Origin of the sequence: Streptomyces sp. NPDC046465 (genome assembly GCF_040646035.1) — a bacterium.
Taxonomy (GTDB): domain Bacteria; phylum Actinomycetota; class Actinomycetes; order Streptomycetales; family Streptomycetaceae; genus Streptomyces.
In genome coordinates, this window is record NZ_JBEYZK010000004.1 from 295,386 (window position 1) to 311,479 (window position 16,094).

A 16,094-nucleotide genomic window follows, 5' to 3' on the forward strand; every position below is an offset into this window, starting at 1 on the left:
GCATTCCTATGATGGGCGGACGACACCGCGGGCCGCTGCGACCAAGCAGTCCGATCTCGGTGCAGATGCGGCGCAATGGTGGTGGAGGGGTCGATGACTCAGGGGGCCGGTCAGGGACCCGATGTGCGGACGGCGACGCTGCGCGACTTCCGCGTACCGGCGTACGTCCATGAGACGACCGGACCCGCCCCGGCGAGCCCCGGAGCGCCCGGCGAACCGCCGGAGGAGGGCTATACCCCCACCCAGCGCGACCTGCCCGTCATCAACCGGGGAGACACGGTCCAGGTGCAGGTCATGCCCGAGCCTCCGCAGCCGCGGGCGAGCGAGGAGTTCGGTCCGCTGTTCGTCGTGGGCGACGTGCACGGCTATCTGGGCGAGCTCGTCGCGGCCCTTCATGAGCAGGGGCTCGTCGACGAAGAGGGCAACTGGTCCGCGGGCAACGCGCGCCTGTGGTTCCTCGGCGACTTCACCGACCGCGGGCCCGACGGCATCGGCGTCATCGACCTCGTGATGCGGCTCTCCGCCGAAGCGGCGGCCGCCGGCGGCTACTGCAAGGCGCTCATGGGCAACCACGAGCTGCTCCTGCTCGGCGCCAAGCGCTTCGGCGACACCCCCGTCAACTCCGGGGCGGGCACCGCCACCTTCCAGGCCGCCTGGCTGCTCAACGGCGGCCAGAAGACCGACATGGAGCGCCTGGAGGACCACCACCTGCAGTGGATGGCCCGCCTGGACGCGATGGAGGAGGCCGACGGCCACCTGCTCGTACACTCCGACACAACCGCCTATCTGGATTACGGCGACTCGATCGAGGCGGTGAACGACACCATCCGGGAGACCCTTACGCGCAATGACGCCGACGAGTGCTGGGACCTCTTCCGCAAGTTCACCAAGCGCTTCGCGTTCCGCGACGAGTCCGGCCCCTCGGCCGTCCGCGAACTCCTCGATGTCTACGGCGGCACCCGCATCGTCCACGGTCACAGCCCCATCCCCTACCTCCTGGGCGACGTCGGCTCCGAGGACGAGTCGGACGGCGGCGGCCCGGTCATCGAGGGCCCGCACGTCTACGCCGGCGGCCTGGCCATCGCCATGGACGGCGGGGTGACCATGGCCGGAAAGCTACTGGTCTGCCAACTCCCTCTGGATAACTGAGCGTTCTTCGGGCAGGTGCCCCTCTACACGATCACGCTGGCCAGGGGGGCAATTTCCGGAAACCCCCTGTCACCGCATGCCGTCACGGCTCTACCATCGGCTTATCCGTAGCAGGCTCCCCTCCGTTTCTGCCCAACGGCTCGTAGCCATGCGAGCCTCAGCCCTACGGAGCATCGGGGGATGCACATGAACAGCGCTCCACACCTGCTCAATGAGGACCGCCCCGAGTACGAGCGGATCCTCGATGAGGCGCTGCGCAACGCACCTGATCGTCCTGAACTCGCCGCAGTGGGCCAGCGGCTCAACACCGAACAACTGCGCACCATGGCCCTGAACGCGACAGCACTGATCACGGCCTCGGCCGCGGCCGAGTACGCGCACTACGTGAAGGTTCGCGAGGAGTTGCGCGAACCTCGACCGACGTCCACATCGATCCGTGAAGGGAACGGACAGAGCGCCGCGGAGTCGGGCTCCGGCGGCATCAGCCTCGCCACCACGATGGGCGAGGTAGCGGAACCGGTGGCCGCGGGAGCCGGGGCGATCGCCGTCGTCGCGGTCCTCGCACCCGTCCTCGCGGGCACGGCCGCGGTGATATTCCTGCTCGTCGGCTACATCCTGAAGATGCTCACGCCCGAGCCCGCCTTCGCGGACACCCTGCTCACCGCGGGATGGCTGTTCGGCGCGCTCACCGCAGGGGGCATCCTGGTCGCCGCGGTCGGTCTGCTCCTGACCGCCCTGCGCAACGGCTCCACCTCGCTCCAGGCAGAACTGCACGGCGAGCGCTGCGAGGAGGTGTCCCGCGCCAGGGAAGACTGGGGCCAGGCGCTCCTCGAGCGGGGCGTCGTGCCGTTCCTGCGGGAGGCCCTGACGGACCCGGGCGGAGCTCCCGCCGCCCGTACGCCGTCGTCGGGCGTCGGGGGATCCGGTGCGAACGGCAGCCGTATGCCTCAACTCGGCTATCACAGGCCGGGATTCAGCAGTCCGGACGGCGGCTCGACCGCGGGGTCGCGCCCGAGCTACTCAAGCCCGGACTTCTCCAGCCCCGACTTCGGCGGGCCCGACCACAAGCCGGAGTAGTCGGGCCGGGGACGGGCACGGGGCAGGGCAGTGACCGGCCGGATGCCGGTGTGCTGCCCTGCTTCCGCGTGCCGTCAGCCGTGGGGACGGCCTCCGGAGTCAGCCGTGGGGGCGGCTCAGTCGGCGATCGGCAGGTAGACCCGGTTGCCCGCCGCGGCGAACTCCTTGGACTTCTGCTCCATGCCCGCGGCGATGTCGTCCTGCTCCAGGTCACCGCCGTGCCGGCGCCGGATGTCCTGCGAGATCTTCATGCTGCAGAACTTCGGCCCGCACATCGAGCAGAAGTGCGCCGTCTTCGCCGGCTCGGCCGGCAGCGTCTCGTCGTGGAACTCCCGTGCCGTGACCGGGTCGAGGGCCAGGTTGAACTGGTCCTCCCAGCGGAACTCGAAGCGCGCGTCCGAGAGCGCGTCGTCCCAGTCCTGCGCGCCCGGGTGCCCCTTGGCGAGGTCCGCCGCGTGCGCCGCGATCTTGTACGTGATGACACCGGTCTTCACGTCGTCGCGGTTGGGCAGGCCGAGGTGCTCCTTGGGCGTGACGTAGCAGAGCATGGCCGTGCCCCACCAGCCGATCATCGCGGCACCGATGCCGGAGGTGATGTGGTCGTAGGCCGGGGCGATGTCCGTGGTCAGCGGGCCGAGCGTGTAGAACGGCGCCTCCTCGCAGATCTCCTGCTGGAGGTCGATGTTCTCCTTGATCTTGTGCATCGGGACGTGACCGGGGCCCTCGATCATCGTCTGTACGTTGTGACGCTTGGCGATCGTGTTGAGTTCCCCGAGCGTCCTCAACTCGGCGAACTGTGCCTCGTCGTTGGCGTCCGCGATCGAACCGGGCCGCAGGCCGTCGCCGAGCGAGTACGTCACGTCGTACGCCGCGAGGATCTCGCAGAGCTCCTCGAAGTTCTCGTAGAGGAAACTCTCCTTGTGGTGCGCGAGACACCAGGCGGCCATGATCGAGCCGCCGCGCGAGACGATGCCGGTCTTACGGCGCGCGGTGAGCGGGACGTACGGAAGGCGCACGCCCGCGTGCACCGTCATGTAGTCCACACCCTGCTCGGCCTGCTCGATGACCGTGTCCTTGTAGATCTCCCAGGTCAGCTCCTCGGCCTTGCCGTCGACCTTCTCCAGGGCCTGGTAGAGCGGCACGGTGCCGATCGGCACGGGGGAGTTGCGCAGGACCCACTCGCGGGTGGTGTGGATGTTGCGGCCGGTGGACAAGTCCATGACCGTGTCGGCGCCCCACTTGGTCGCCCACGTCATCTTGTCCACCTCCTCCTCGATGGAGGAGGTGACCGCGGAGTTGCCGATGTTGGCGTTGACCTTCACCAGGAACTTCTTGCCGATGATCATCGGCTCGATCTCCGGGTGGTTGACGTTGGCGGGGATCACCGCGCGGCCCGCGGCGACCTCCGCGCGCACGACCTCGGGGTCGAGGTTCTCGCGGATCCCGATGAACTCCATCTCGGGCGTGATCTCGCCGCGGCGGGCGTACGCGAGCTGCGTCACCGCCTGACCCGCGCGCCCCCTGCGCGGCTGCCGGGGGCGGCCGGGGAAGACGGCGTCGAGGTTCTTCAGGCCGCCGCGGGGCGAGGTGTGCTTGATGCCGTCGTCCTCGGGGCGGGGCGGGCGGCCGGTGTACTCCTCGGTGTCGCCGCGGGCGATGATCCAGTTCTCCCGCAGCGGCGCGAGGCCGCGGCGGACGTCGGTGTCGATGGCCTCGTCGGTGTACGGCCCTGACGTGTCGTACAGGGTGACGGCCTTGCCGTTGGTGAGGTGCACCTGGCGGACCGGCACGCGCAGATCGGGGCGCGAACCCTCGACATACGCCTTGTGCCAGCCGATGGACTTCCCGGCCTCGTCAGCCGCGACGGTGTTCTCGTCGCTGCCGGAGGCAGGCGTGCGTGCGTCCGATGTGGTCATGAGACCTACTCCCTACGCCGGCATTACCCGGTAACAGGTTCGGCGGTCGACGCAGCGGATTCCGTACGGCTCGTGCACGATCGTGCCGGTTCGTACGGAGGTCAGCGCCCTCTCAGCCCGGTGCTCCGAGCTCCCGCGATTGCAAAGGTGGCTCCACGCTAGCGTCATCTCGGGCGCGCTGAACAGAGGGCCCCCTCCGTTCTTGCGATGATCGGGCAGTGACCACCACAGAGCCGCCGCTTCCGCCGCCCTCTCGTCCCCCGTCCCAACCGCCGGGCTTGAACCCACCGTCGGACGGGAACGGACCAGGTCACGGGGAGGGTCAGGGACACGGGCACGGGGGCCACGGGCACTCACACCACCACGGTCCCGCCGCGCCCGTCTCCAAACACCTGCGCAAGGTCATCGCCGCGGTCCTGATCCCCTTCGCCGCCGCGGTCGTCGTCGGCCTTGCGGTGCTGTGGCCGGGCGGCACACCGGGCCACGAGCGCACCGGCGTCGGATTCGACCGGCAGACGCAGGCGGCGAAGGTCACGAAGGTGCGGGAACTGCCCTGCAAGGACCTCAGCCCCTCGCAGACCCCGCCGAACGGTGACACCTCCACCGCCGAAGGCCAGTCCGCGCAGTCCCGGGCGGCAGGCATCTGCAAGCGCGCGACGGTCGAGGTCAGCAACGGCAAGGACAAGGGCCGCACCTTCACCGAGATCATCCAGCCGGACTCCCCCCGGCAACTGCGCCAGGGCCAGCAGGTGGTGGTCGCCTACGAGCCCAAGGCCCCCGAAGGACTGCAGTACTCCGTCACCGACGTGAACCGCAAGCTCCCGATGGCGCTGCTCGCCGGCATCTTCGCCCTCGCCGTCGTCGTGGTGGGACGGTTGCGCGGCGTGATGGCCCTTGTCGCACTCGCCATCAGCTTCATGGTGCTCACGTTCTTCATCCTGCCCGCGATCCTCCAAGGCTCGAACCCGCTGGTCGTGGCGGTGATCGGGGCGAGCGCCATCATGCTGATCGCGCTCTATCTCTGCCACGGCCTCACGGCCCGTACGTCGGTCGCGGTGCTCGGCACGCTCATCTCCCTCCTGCTGATCGGCCTGCTCGGCTCGCTCTTCATCGGATGGGCCTCCCTGACCGGCAACACGGACGACAACACCGGCCTCATCCATGGCCTGTATCCGTCCATCGACATGAGCGGCCTGCTGCTCGCGGGCGTCATCATCGGCTCCCTCGGTGTACTCGACGACGTGACGGTGACGCAGACCTCCGCGGTCTGGGAACTGCACCAGGCCAACCCGACGATGGGCTGGCGCGGCCTGTACCGCGCGGGCATCCGCATCGGCCGCGACCACATCGCCTCGGTCGTCAACACCCTCGTCCTCGCCTACGCGGGTGCCGCGCTCCCCCTCCTGCTGCTCTTCTCGATCGCGCAGTCCAGCGTGGGCACGGTGGCCAACAGCGAGTTGGTCGCCGAGGAGATCGTGCGCACCCTGATCGGCTCGATCGGCCTGGTCGCCTCGGTGCCGGTGACGACCGCACTGGCCGCCCTGGTCGTCTCGGCGGACCGCACGACCGGGACGCCCCCCGCCCCCGGCACGGGCCCCACCGCTGCGGCGGGCGCCAACGCCATCGCTACCGGTCCCGCCCGGCCTCCCCGGGGTGGAAAGGGGCGGCGCCGCAAACGGTGACCGCTTCCGACACTACGGAATGCACCCAGCCCAGTGCCACGAAATGCACCAAAATGCCACCCTCATCCGCCCCTTGCGGCTACAGGTCAGCCCGCGTTCTGCTCCTCCGCGAGGATCCGGTCCAGCGCCTCGTCGAGATGCGTGTCGAAGTCGGCGAGCGACCGCTCCTGCCCGAGCGGCACCAGCCTGTCCGTACGGTCGAGGAAGGCGAGCAGCGGCGGGATGCCCACCCGGAACAGCGCCTGGTCCGCGCCGACCTGAAGCCTGATCAGCGCCTCGTCGAGCAGCCCGGAGTCGGTGGGCTCGACCCGCACATCCCCCTCCCCGCACGGCCTGCCCACCCCGTCGATCAGCAACTCCCGACCAAAGGTCCAGGTCACCGGGGCGTCCCCCGGCAGATGGAACGTCAGCCGCACCGCATAGGGATCGTCGATCTCGTAGCGCAGCTCCACCGGGATGCGAAACGACAGCTCCTCGGAAACAAGGAAGCTCATCATGACCTCTGCCTGAACCGTCTCGCCCATCGCGCCCTACCCCGTCACGTAGCCCTCGAGGAGCCAGAGACCAACTCCCTGGCACCCTTGGCATCTTGCTCAACGTGCACACCAGATCACAAGGAGTGAGTTTTCAGATGCTGATAGAGAAGGCGAGTGTCCCTAGTAGCTTTCCGAGTTCACGCTGCAAACGGTGGGCTGCGGGCAGCAGCCGATCGGCTTGGTAGGAGGGGACAGAAATGGCCATGGTCGCGACGGTGTCACCCACTGTGATCGGAATCGCCGCGCAAACCGTGCCGAGCGCGTACTCCTGACGCTCCACGACGGGCTGCATCCGCTCCATCGTGGCGAGCCGCCGCATGAACGCGCGGTCGTCCCGGACCGAGTAGCGAGTGATCGACTGGACCGGATAGCGGTCGAGGTGGTCAAGCCGGGCCTCATCGTCGAGTTGACCCAGCAGACACTGCCCGATCGCGTGGGCGTGCCCCGTCTCCCGGAAGTCCGCCCACTCCTCGACGGCTGGGTTGCCCGGGGTGTCCGCGACGGCCACGAGGTCGATCTCGCCCTCGCGGTAGACCGCGAAGTACACGGGAACTCCGATGGTGTCGTGCCAGTGCGCCAGGGTCTCCTCGATGGCGCCGCGTCGATTCTGCTGCGCCCCGCTGCTGCCCAGCCGCTCGGCCGCCTCGCCGAGCACGAACACGCCCTTCTCTCTTCGTAGATAGCCCTCGTGGGTCAGGGTGCGCAGCAGGTGGTACGCGGTGGGGAGGGCAAGTCCCGCCTCACGCGCCAACTGCTTCGCGGGCGCCCCGCCTTGATGCGCGGCGGCGGCTTCCAGCAGTCGCATCGCCCGCTGCACGGACCCGATGAGAGTCGGCCCGACGGCTGCGGTGGATGCGTCGGCCTGCGCGGATGCGTCGGCCTGCGCGGTGGACACGTCGGCCGGTGCGGCGGATGCGTCGACCGGTGCAGTGGTGGCGTCAACCGGCGAGGTGGTGGCGTCAACCGCAGCCAAGGTTCACTCCCGAAGCGCGTGAGGGGTCCGCCCGTGCCCGCGAGGAGCGAGGGAGGGGCAGTGCACGTGCACCCGTCCACGGAGGGTCGACCTCCGCGTCGGATTCCGGACTCTAATCCTTGGCCACCGCTCTACGGCTCCGCTCGGGAAAACTTCCCCCGGCCGAGGGAACCGTTGCGAAAACTCACCAGTCCGTACGGGACGAAGACGAGCCGGATATGAACTTCCGTACGACATAGATGAGTCCACCGACCAAAGCTACGAATAGCAGGGCCTTGAAGAGCAGGCCGACCACGAATCCGACAACGGTCGCTATCACGCTGCCGAAGACGACGAGTGCGATGACGGGCACGGCCACCCACTTCACCCACCACGGCATTCCCGCAAAGATCTCCTTGGCTGCCATCGTCGTTACCTCTCTCCGCTCTGTCCGCACTTCCGCGCTCTTCGCGTCGGTGCGGGTCCCTGAATCTCCGCAGGTTCCTGGCTTCTCGCATTCGATGCTAGGACGCCAGAGGGCTCCGCGGGGGCCTCGGAGCCCTTGTCCTCCCCTGATCCGACCCTGAGAGAACCCCGAGGTCGCAGCCCTGAAGTCGCAGCCCTGAAGAGGTCAGCCGGCGGACGGAGATCAGGACTCGGGCGGCGAGAAGACGACGAGCACGCGCAGGTCCTCGCTGATGTGATGGAACTTGTGGGCCACTCCGGCCGGCACATAGACGACGCTGCCCCGCGCCACCTGCGTGGTCTCCATGCCGACCGTGATCGATGCACGGCCGCTGACGACCATGTACACCTCGTCCTGCCCGTGCGGCTGCTGCGGGTCGGACTCCCCGGCGTCCAGCGCGTACAGCCCGACCGACATGTTCCGCTCACGCAGGAACTGCAGGTACGCACCGTCGTTCGCGGCGCGCTCCGCCTCGAGCTCGTCCAGTCGGAAAGCCTTCATCGCTCTCGTACACCCCTCGCTGATGCCCGTCGTGCCGTCGCTGGGCCGGTCCTTGGTAGCGGACCCTCCTGAGCCGACCGTTCCCGGCCCGTGTCTGCCACGATCAGACACATGAAGAATTTTGTAGTCAAGACGATCGCCAACGCCGCGGCCCTGGCCGTCGCCGTGTGGCTGCTCGACAAGATCACCCTGACCGGTGACAGCACGGGCAAGAAGGTCGGCACGCTCATCGTCGTCGCCCTGCTCTTCGGGCTGGTGAACTTCCTGGTCAAGCCGGTGGTGAAGGTCCTCACCTTCCCCTTGTTCATCCTGACGCTCGGCCTGATCACCTTCGTGGTCAACGCCCTCATGCTGCTGCTCACCTCGTGGCTTGCCGACAAGCTGGACCTCAGCTTCCACGTCGAGGGCTTCTGGACCGCCGTCCTGGGTGGCCTGATCATCTCGATCGTGTCCTGGGCCATGAACGTCGTCCTCCCCGACGACAAGGACTGACCCCGCTGGACGGTCGGCAGGGCCGGGGGAACCAAGGGGGCCGAGGGGCTCGCGGTGTGTCCGAGAATGGTGGGGACGGCGAGCCGGAGCCTGCTCGGCGTTGTACGTGAGGCAGTGGAAAGGCGGGCGGCATGACGGAATCGGGACCCATAGGCGACGGTGCGGCGCGCATCGGCGATGGTGCGGCGCGCATCGGCGACGGCACGCGGGCGGTGCGGGCCGGGCTGCCCGAGCCCGTGAAGCACGAGCCGACGCTGCCCGGCCCGGTGTTCGCCGCGCACTTCCACCTGCCCGGCGTCCCGACGGGCGGATACGCCTACGGCCGCGACGACAATCCCACCTGGACGCACCTGGAGCGCGCCATCGGCGAGCTCGAGGCACCGGACTCCGCTGCCGATGTCGAGACGCTGGTCTTCGGTTCCGGCATGGCCGCCATCTCGGCAGTGCTGTTCTCGCAGCTGCGTGCCGGTGACGCGGTGGTCCTGCCGGACGACGGCTATCAGGTCCTTCCGCTGGTCCGCGAGCAGCTCACGGCATACGGCATCGAGGTGCGCACCGCCCCGACCGGTGGCGATGCCCAGCTCGACGTCCTGGACGGCGCCAAGCTGCTGTGGATCGAGACGCCCTCCAACCCGGGCCTCGACGTGTGTGACGTGCGGCGGCTCGCCGATGCGGCACACGCGCGTGGCGCCCTGGTGGCCGTCGACAACACCCTGGCGACGCCGCTCGGCCAGCGCCCCCTCGAGCTCGGCGCCGACTTCGCCGTGGCCAGTGGCACCAAGATGCTCACCGGCCACGGCGACATCCTCCTGGGGTACGTCGCCTGCCGTGACGCGGAGCTGACCGCCTCCGTGCGGAACTGGCGCAAGATCGTCGGGGCGATCCCGGGGCCGATGGAGGCCTGGCTCGCACACCGTTCGCTCGCCACGCTGCAGCTGCGCGCCGACCGCCAGAGCGCGAACGCGCAGGCCCTCGCCGAGGCCCTGCGCGAACGCGCCGAGGTGTCCGGACTGCGCTATCCCGGGCTGCCCGACGACCCTTCGTACAAAATCGCCGTGCAACAGATGCGGCGCTTCGGGTGCGTGGTCTCCTTCACGCTGCCCACGCGCGCGCGTGCCGAGCGTTTCCTTGAGGCGCTGCACCTTGTCGACGACGCCACGAGTTTCGGCGGGGTGCGGTCCACGGCCGAGCGTCGCCGTCGCTGGGGCGGCGACGCCGTCTCGGAGGGCTTCATCCGTTTCTCCGCGGGCGCCGAGGATCCCGCGGACCTGGTGGCGGATGTGCTGCGTGCGCTGGACGAGTCGGCCGGTACGGCGGACTGACCGCTCGGACCACCCCGCCGACGCGCGGCGGCGCACCGGTTGCGCACCGGCTGCGCACCGGCTGCGCACAACGAACGGTCCGCCGCCGTTCGCTGGGCTTGATGGGGGGCGCGGCCGGTCCACGATGTTTCACGTGGAACAGTCCGGGCCACATTTCCCCCATGACCGTCCGACCCGTGGTCAAGCGCACCGCACGCGCCGTCCTGCTGGACGGTGACGACCTGATCCTGATCAAGCGCACCAAACCCGGCGTCGATCCGTACTGGGTCACCCCGGGCGGCGGGGTGGAGGCGGAGGACGGCTCCGTCGTCGACGCGCTCCACCGCGAGGTCCACGAGGAGCTAGGCGCCAAGATCACCGACGTCGTGCCCTGTTTCGTCGACACCGTGGAGCACATCGGCGAGGACGGGGGCGCGACCGGAGTGAAGGTGCAGCACTTCTTCGTCTGCCGCCTGGAGTCCATGGACACGGGCCAGCGGCACGGGCCCGAGGTCGACGACCCGTGCGGCGAGTACGAGATCGTGCACGTGCCCTTCACTCGGGTCGGTATCGCCTCGGTCCACCTCGTACCGCTGTCACTGCGGCACTACCTGGACGGCAATATCGAGGGCGTACGCGCGATGCACGCCCCCGACCTGGGCTGAGGACGAGTCGAGTCCGGCCCTAGGGCGCCGCTATCAGCTCCTCTACGGAGTCATGGCGGATCCTGCCTTCGGGGATGCCGATGTCGCGCAAGGCGTCCACTCCATTGCGGATCATTCCGGGCGGTCCGGAGAGATAGGCGTCGTACTCATTCCACGGCCCGTACTCGCGCACGGCGTCGGGCAGTTGGGCCCGTCGTTGGTCGACGACCGGGCGCACGGCCAGCCACGGGTGCGTCTGCTGCAGCCGCAGCATCGTGTCGATGTCGTACAGGTCGTGATCGGTGCGGGCTCCGTAGAACACCTCGACGGGGCGGCGCCTGCCGTGCTCGGCCACGTCCTCGACAAGGGCCTTGATGGGCGCGATGCCCGTGCCACCGCCCAGGCAGAGCAGACCGCTGTCGGTGGTGTGGTCGACGGTCATCGAGCCGGCGGGCGCGCCGAGCCGCAGCACGTCACCGGGGCGGGCGTGATGCACCAGGGCATTGGAGACCCAGCCGGCCGGGACCGCTTTGACGTGGAAGGACAGCAGACCGTCGGGGCGGGGCGCCGACGCGAAGGAGTAGTGGCGCCAGATCCGCGGCCACCAGGGGGTCTCCAGGCTGGTGTACTGCCCGGCGAGGAAGGGGTACGGCTGGTCGGGGCGGACCGTGACGACCGCTATGTCCGAGGTTCTGAGATCGTGCGAGACGACCTCGGCGAACCACCAGGCGGGGGCGCGTAGCTCGTCCTCGGCCGCCGCGTCGATCATGATCTGGGAGATCGTCGTGTACGTCCGGACCCAGGCGGCCTCGGTCTCCTCGTCCCAGACCGCGCTCGCGTACCGGCTCAGCGAACCGATCAGGCACTCGCCGACGGCCGGGTAGTGCTCGGGCTGGGTGCCGTACTTACGGTGTCCGCGCCCGAGGTTCTTCAGATACGCGACGAGCACGTCGGTGTGGTCGATGTGCTCGGCCGAGATCAGCAGCGCCTTGAGGATCCGGTCCCGCTGGACGTCCATCGCCGCGGGGAACAGGGCGCGCAGATCCGGGTGGCGGGTGAAGAGCAGCGCGTAGAAGTACGAGGTGACCTTGTCGGCGACAGGGGCTATCTCGGCCATCGTGCGCTGCACCAGGACCGCGTCGGGGGAGGCCTTCCGCGTGGGCTTCGCCGCCGGGGCGGGCTTGGGGGGCGAGGCCGGGTGGGGCTGCGGCGCCGGGGCCTGCGGAGCTGCGGACTGCGGAGATGACGTCTGCGGAGCCGGGGCTTGAGGAGCCGGCGCTTGAGGAGCCGGCGCTTGAGGAGCCGCAGCGGCGGATATTCGCTTGTCCGCCTGCTCCGTGGCGGGCGCCTGCGTGGAGGCGTCGGACGACTGCCGCTCGCCGCCCTCAGGTCCCTGCGGGGGCTTGCGCGGGGTGAACCAGCCGCTCCCGTCGCTGGAAGTGCCGTCGTCAGCCGACATGGTGGTCGGAGCGTCCATGCTGTGCCTCGCCTCGAACATCTCTCGGTCGGTCTGCGCACTCCCTGCCGGAAGTTGCCTGCTTTCCCCGCTCTGCCTCGATGGCCGTTACGGCCACATTGAACCCCGGCTTCCCGGACCCTACGGACAAGTAGGTCGAGAATGTGACATTGGCCGCAGTCGCCTCACGGCAGCATCCCAATACCCGCCGTCGCGTCGACCGCATAACGGCAAGTACGGGTTCTGGATCTCGTCACCCCGTTAGGCTTCATTGCCTGCGCGCGTGCCCCCCAGAGTGCGAAGTGGCGCACCCGGCACGAACCGTGATCGACCCTACCGGCAGCCGCCGAACGCACAAGTCCTTCTACCCTGCGCCTGCAATTCCACTGCTCTGACTGCCAATTACCTCAATTACCGGTCGTGCCGGACCAATTCGTATGCCTTCCGCAGGTCCCGCCCGACATAGGAGTGGGTGGCCAGGCTCACCAGCCGTTGATCCGCATTGACCGCCACAGAAACGGGCACGACGCCGAACAACTCCAGGTCGGAGAGCGAGTCGCCGTACGCGACGCAATCACTCCGGCCCACCCCGAACTCTTCACACAGGCGGTTCGCGATCTTCACCTTGGCCGCTGCGTTGAGAATGCCCGTCGGGTCGACCGGCTCGGTGAACGGAACGGCCGGGAAACGCGATCCGTGTGCGGCATGCGCACCCCACCCGGTAAGCCGCTCCACGAAGAACGACGGCGACAGGGACACCACCGCGCAGTAGTCACCGCCCTCGCGGATCTCGGCCCAGGTCTCCCTGATCCCGGCCAGCCAGGGCGCTCCCTCGAAGGCCGCCGCCACCTGTGCGTCCGTGAGCTCCGCCCACAGCGCGTGCACCCGCTCCGCATACGCCGGTGAGTCGATGCGCCCCGCCACGAAGTCCCGCTCAAGCGCGGCGATCTCCGCGTCCAGGCCGAGCTGCCGCGATATCTCCACGGGTGCCGCTGTGCCGTGCAGCAGCGTCCCGTCCAGATCGAAAAGGTGTAGGCGTGCCATGCCGCCGAGGCTAGTACCCACGGTTACTCCCGCCGCCGGACGCCCCTGCCCCAGAGCCTTTCGTCATCGTGTTTCACGTGAAACACGGCCGCATGGTCAGGCACAAGGTGGCCAGAAGCAGCGTGCTTCTGCCCACAAACGGGTGGACGCCGGGGATGTACGTCAGACAGCCTGGCCCGCGTGTCGACACCTTCCCTCTCCGCACTGCCCATCCGCCGACTGACGCCCCGCGATCTGCTGGCCTGCGCCGACCTCTCCGAGAACCGGGGCTGGCCGCGTGAAGAACACAAGTGGGGTCTGCTGCTGTCGGCCGGAACGGGCTACGGCATCGACGACCCCGACGGCAACGGCCTGATCGCCGCCTACGTAGTGACTCGGTACGGCCCTCAGGAGCGCCCCGATCTGGCTGCGATCGGCATGGTCCTCGTCGCCGAGCGGTACGCCCGGCAGGGCATCGGCCGCCGACTGATGGAGTACGCCGTCGAGGAGGCGGGCACCACCCCGCTGACTCTCCACGCGACACCGTTGGGCCGCCCTCTCTACGAACAGCTCGGCTTCAAGGTGATCGGCCGGGCCGAGATGGTCAGCGGGCACCTCACCCCCGTCGGACCGCTGCCTGGCATCGCCACCCGGCCCGCCACCGCAGAGGACCTGACCGCCGTCCTCCGGCTCGACACGGAAGTCTTCGGTCATGACCGGATGCATGTGATCACCCGGCTCCCCGCCTTCACGGACCAGTTCCGGGTCGCGGTGGTCGACGGCGAGATCGTCGGTTACGCGGGTGTCTGGCCCAACATGGAGACTCACGTCGTGGGCCCGCTCGTCGCCCGGGACACCGAGACCGCGAAGGCACTTGTCGCCTCGCTCGCCGCGCACACCGACCGCCCGCTGCGCACCGACATCGACGTGCGGCACGAAGAGTTGCTGACGTGGGTGAAGGAGAGCGGCCTGGAGCACATCGCCGACAACGCCGTCATGGCGTACGGGACGCCGGAACTGCCCGGCGATTGGACCCGCCGCTTCGCGCCTCTGACAGTCGCGGCCGGCTGAGTCGACCGCCGTAACGCAGAGAGGCCCGCCCCCAGGGTCCCCGGGGGCGGGCCTCTCTTGCTAGTGCTGCACGAGGGCCTCCACTGCCGTCGTCGCGAAGCCGTGGTCCTGCTCGGGCGCACCGCCGCCTACACCGACGGCACCGATCAGGCGACCGTCGCGGTGGACCGGCACCCCGCCCGCGATGAAGAGCAGGGGACGGTCGAGTGCGGTGGGCAGGGTGTGGAAGAGGCCGCCGGGCTGCACCGCGTCGACGAGGTCGGCGGTCGGCGCGTTCAGCTGCAGGGCGGTGTAGGCCTTGCGGGTGCTGGTCTCACCGGAGATCAGGAGGGCCCGGTCGTCGCGCCGGAAGGCGAGGAGGTGGCCGCCCGCGTCCAGGACGGTGACGCTGACCGTGACGCCGGCTGCTTCGGCCGCGCGGCGGGCCGCGGTGACCAGTGCCTCGGCGTCCTCGATGGTCAACGGGGCGACGGCGGTGGCGGGGGTGGTGCTCATGCGGGGTTCTCCTTGCGGGGTGGTACTGGGGTTGTAGGGAAGCGAGGGGCTCCCCCCCCCGGGGGGGGAGCCGGGGGAGTCAGTGATGGACGGGCGTCGGCTGCTCGACGGAGTGGGCGGGCGTCAGCTGCTCGACGGAGACGACGAGAGCCGGGCCTCCGGAGCGGCGCTCCAGCGCGGCCGAGACGAGCGCCAGGACGAGGGCGGAGGCGGCGAGCACTGCGCCGACCCAGTTCGGGGCGGTGTAGCCGAGGCCGGCGGAGATGACGAGCCCGCCGAGCCACGCCGACAGCGCGTTGCCCAGGTTGAAGGCGCCGATGTTGACCGCGGAGGCGAGCGTCGGGGCGCCCGAGGCGTAGTCCAGGACCCGCTTCTGCAGCGGTGGCACGGTCGCGAAGCCCAGGGCTCCGATCAGCAGAACGGTCACGGCGGCGGAGACCTTGTTGTGCGCGGTGAGGGTGAACAGACCGAGCACCAGGGCGAGGGAGCCCAGCGTCACGTACAGCATCGGCATCAAGGCACGGTCCGCGAGGCGTCCGGCGACCAGGTTGCCGCCGACCATGCCGAGCCCGAAGAGGACGAGCAGCCAGGTGACGGAGGAGTCCGCGTATCCGGCGACATCGGTCATCATCGGCGTGATGTAGGTGATGGCCGCGAAGACGCCGCCGAAGCCGAGGACCGTCATCGCCATGGCGAGCAGCACTTGTACGTTGCGGAAGGCGCCGATCTCGTCGCGCAGCCGCACGCCTTCGGGCTTGGGCAGGTCCGGTACGAGCTTGGCGACTCCGAGGAGACCGAGGACGCCCAGGGCCGCGACGAGTACGAAGGTGATCCGCCAGCCGATGGCCTGGCCGACCAGCGTGCCGAGCGGAACACCGACCACGTTGGCCACGGTGAGGCCCGAGAACATCATGGCGATCGCCCCGGCCTTCTTCTCGGGAGCGACCAGCTCGGCCGCGACGACCGAGCCGATGCCGAAGAAGGCGCCGTGGGCGAGTGAGGCGACGACGCGCCCGGCCAGCATCACGCCGAAGACCGGGGCCACGGCGGAGAGCAGGTTGCCGACGATGAAGAGGCCCATCAGGAGCATCAGCATCCGCTTGCGCGGGATGCGGGTGCCGAGGGCGGTCATCAGAGGGGCGCCGAGCACGACGCCGAGGGCGTAGCCCGTCACAAGGAAGCCGGCCGTCGGGATGGAGACACCGAAGTCACCCGCGACCTCGGGAAGCAGCCCCATGATCACGAACTCGGTGGTCCCGATTCCGAAGGCCCCGATCGCGAGAGCCAGAAGCGCGAGAGGCATGGATCTACCTTCCAAACGATTGCAGGTGCG

The 16,094-nt window shown here is 69.2% G+C and carries 16 protein-coding genes and 1 riboswitch; of the genes, 7 read left to right on the forward strand and 9 right to left on the reverse strand.

What is annotated here, in order from left to right; genetic code table 11:
* Nucleotides 1-93: 93 nt before the first annotated feature.
* Both ABZ953_RS08880 and ABZ953_RS08885 read left to right on the forward strand, forming a co-directional pair.
* Nucleotides 94-1,149, forward strand: a complete 1,056-nt coding sequence (locus ABZ953_RS08880; protein ID WP_361718995.1) for a metallophosphoesterase — start codon at nt 94-96, stop codon at nt 1,147-1,149.
* A gap of 180 nt (nt 1,150-1,329) precedes the next feature.
* On the forward strand, nt 1,330-2,226 hold the full coding sequence (locus ABZ953_RS08885; protein WP_361718998.1) for a hypothetical protein: 897 nt from the start codon (nt 1,330-1,332) through the stop codon (nt 2,224-2,226).
* A 116-nt stretch (nt 2,227-2,342) separates the two neighbouring features.
* Here ABZ953_RS08885 and thiC read toward each other — a convergent pair whose 3' ends face one another.
* On the reverse strand, nt 2,343-4,142 hold the full coding sequence (gene thiC, locus ABZ953_RS08890; RefSeq protein WP_361719001.1) for a phosphomethylpyrimidine synthase ThiC: 1,800 nt from the start codon (nt 4,140-4,142) through the stop codon (nt 2,343-2,345).
* Nucleotides 4,135-4,289: riboswitch (TPP riboswitch) on the reverse strand. Its footprint overlaps the gene before it by 8 nt.
* A gap of 71 nt (nt 4,290-4,360) precedes the next feature.
* On the opposite strand from thiC, the gene ABZ953_RS08895 reads away from it, so the two are divergent.
* Nucleotides 4,361-5,824 carry a YibE/F family protein gene (locus tag ABZ953_RS08895; protein ID WP_361719004.1) on the forward strand — a complete coding sequence of 488 codons (1,464 nt, stop codon included), beginning with the start codon at nt 4,361-4,363 and terminating at the stop codon, nt 5,822-5,824.
* Nucleotides 5,825-5,910: 86 nt separating this feature from the next.
* Here ABZ953_RS08895 and ABZ953_RS08900 read toward each other — a convergent pair whose 3' ends face one another.
* From ABZ953_RS08900 to ABZ953_RS08915, 4 genes are all read right to left on the reverse strand, one after another.
* Entirely contained in the window at nt 5,911-6,348 is a 438-nt protein-coding gene (locus tag ABZ953_RS08900) for an SsgA family sporulation/cell division regulator (protein WP_361719007.1), read from the reverse strand.
* Nucleotides 6,349-6,451: 103 nt separating this feature from the next.
* Nucleotides 6,452-7,255: a helix-turn-helix domain-containing protein gene (locus tag ABZ953_RS08905; protein ID WP_361719269.1), complete on the reverse strand. Its 804-nt coding sequence runs from the start codon at nt 7,253-7,255 to the stop codon at nt 6,452-6,454.
* 262 nt (nt 7,256-7,517) lie between these two features.
* Entirely contained in the window at nt 7,518-7,739 is a 222-nt protein-coding gene (locus tag ABZ953_RS08910; RefSeq protein ID WP_361719010.1) for a DUF5326 family protein, read from the reverse strand.
* 222 nt (nt 7,740-7,961) lie between these two features.
* Entirely contained in the window at nt 7,962-8,279 is a 318-nt protein-coding gene (locus tag ABZ953_RS08915) for a cupin domain-containing protein (protein WP_361719013.1), read from the reverse strand.
* 111 nt (nt 8,280-8,390) lie between these two features.
* Here ABZ953_RS08915 and ABZ953_RS08920 point away from each other — a divergent pair, with 111 nt between their 5' ends.
* The 3 genes from ABZ953_RS08920 to ABZ953_RS08930 all read left to right on the forward strand — a co-directional run bounded on the left by ABZ953_RS08920 (nt 8,391) and on the right by ABZ953_RS08930 (nt 10,737).
* Entirely contained in the window at nt 8,391-8,771 is a 381-nt protein-coding gene (locus ABZ953_RS08920) for a phage holin family protein (RefSeq protein ID WP_361719016.1), read from the forward strand.
* 131 nt (nt 8,772-8,902) lie between these two features.
* Nucleotides 8,903-10,093 carry a cystathionine gamma-lyase gene (locus tag ABZ953_RS08925; RefSeq protein WP_361719019.1) on the forward strand — a complete coding sequence of 397 codons (1,191 nt, stop codon included), beginning with the start codon at nt 8,903-8,905 and terminating at the stop codon, nt 10,091-10,093.
* Between the two features lie 161 nt (nt 10,094-10,254).
* Nucleotides 10,255-10,737, forward strand: a complete 483-nt coding sequence (locus ABZ953_RS08930) for an NUDIX hydrolase (RefSeq protein ID WP_361719021.1) — start codon at nt 10,255-10,257, stop codon at nt 10,735-10,737.
* 19 nt (nt 10,738-10,756) lie between these two features.
* On the opposite strand, the gene ABZ953_RS08935 is transcribed toward ABZ953_RS08930, so the two are convergent.
* Together ABZ953_RS08935 and ABZ953_RS08940 are read right to left on the reverse strand one after the other, a co-directional pair.
* On the reverse strand, nt 10,757-12,193 hold the full coding sequence (locus ABZ953_RS08935; RefSeq protein ID WP_361719024.1) for a globin domain-containing protein: 1,437 nt from the start codon (nt 12,191-12,193) through the stop codon (nt 10,757-10,759).
* 390 nt (nt 12,194-12,583) lie between these two features.
* Nucleotides 12,584-13,216 (reverse strand): HAD-IB family phosphatase, encoded by a 633-nt coding sequence (locus tag ABZ953_RS08940; protein WP_361719027.1) that lies wholly within the window; start codon nt 13,214-13,216, stop codon nt 12,584-12,586.
* A gap of 180 nt (nt 13,217-13,396) precedes the next feature.
* Between ABZ953_RS08940 and ABZ953_RS08945 the strand changes: the two genes are divergently transcribed.
* Complete coding sequence (locus ABZ953_RS08945) at nt 13,397-14,266, forward strand: GNAT family N-acetyltransferase (protein ID WP_361719030.1); 870 nt, start codon at nt 13,397-13,399, stop codon at nt 14,264-14,266.
* 60 nt (nt 14,267-14,326) lie between these two features.
* Here ABZ953_RS08945 and ABZ953_RS08950 read toward each other — a convergent pair whose 3' ends face one another.
* A complete protein-coding gene (locus ABZ953_RS08950) occupies nt 14,327-14,761 on the reverse strand; it encodes a heme-binding protein (protein ID WP_361719033.1) in 435 nt (144 codons plus the stop codon).
* Between the two features lie 79 nt (nt 14,762-14,840).
* Nucleotides 14,841-16,064: an MFS transporter gene (locus ABZ953_RS08955; protein WP_361719036.1), complete on the reverse strand. Its 1,224-nt coding sequence runs from the start codon at nt 16,062-16,064 to the stop codon at nt 14,841-14,843.
* Nucleotides 16,065-16,094: the final 30 nt, after the last annotated feature.